Below are 1,032 nucleotides of genomic sequence, written 5' to 3'. Positions count from 1 at the left end.
CGACGCTCCCACGGCTTGTAGGCACACGGTTTCAGGTACTATTTCACTCCGCTCCCGCGGTACTTTTCACCATTCCCTCACGGTACTATCCGCTATCGGTCACCAGGGAATATTTAGGCTTAACGGGTGGTCCCGCCAGATTCACACGGGATTTCTCGGGCCCCGTGCTACTTGGGTGTCTCTTAAACGAGCCGCTGATGTTTCGACTACGGGGGTCTTACCCTCTACGCCGGACCTTTCGCATGTCCTTCGCCTACATCAACGGTTTCTGACTCGTCCCACGGCCGGCAGACCGTAGAAAAGAGATCCCACAACCCCCCAAACGCAACCCCTGCCGGGTCTCACACGCTTGAGGTTTGGCCTCATCCAGTTTCGCTCGCCACTACTCCCGGAATCACGGTTGTTTTCTCTTCCTGCGGGTACTGAGATGTTTCACTTCCCCGCGTTCCCTCCACACCGCCTATATATTCAGCGGTGGGTGACAGCCCATGACGACTGCCGGGTTTCCCCATTCGGAAACCCCCGGATCAAAGCCTGGTTGACGACTCCCCGGGGACTATCGTGGCCTCCCACGTCCTTCATCGGTTCCTGGTGCCAAGGCATCCACCGTGCGCCCTTAAAAACTTGGCCACAGATGCTCGCGTTCACTGTGCAGTTCTCAAACAACGACCAACCACCCATCACCCCGGAACCAGCGTTCCGAGTGCACTGGGGTCGGCATTGAGGTCCAGGACTAAGCCCGTACCCTCAGATACCCAACAGCGTGCCCGACACCCTTCACCGACAAGATCCGCTTTCCACGCCGAAGCAGTACTAGCGTCCTCATCATCAAAGTGTGCCGAGTAGTCAACGTTCCACCCATGAGCAACCAGCATCAGACATTCGCTGATGTACTGGCCTCTGGACTGTCAGCACAGCTGGCAGCCAAGAAGTGCTCCTTAGAAAGGAGGTGATCCAGCCGCACCTTCCGGTACGGCTACCTTGTTACGACTTCGTCCCAATCGCCAGTCCCACCTTCGACAGCTCCCTCCC

Annotated in this window: 2 rRNA genes; both read right to left on the bottom strand. The window is 57.6% G+C overall.

Annotated features, from left to right (window positions below):
• Positions 1-630, bottom strand: a 23S ribosomal RNA gene (locus AC07A4_RS41825); the annotation flags it as partial.
• 312 nt (positions 631-942) lie between these two features.
• Positions 943-1,032, bottom strand: a 16S ribosomal RNA gene (locus tag AC07A4_RS41820); the annotation flags it as partial.

This window comes from Streptomyces sp. NPDC043996, assembly GCF_056435225.1.
This window is presented reverse-complemented; position numbering and strand designations above follow the sequence as displayed.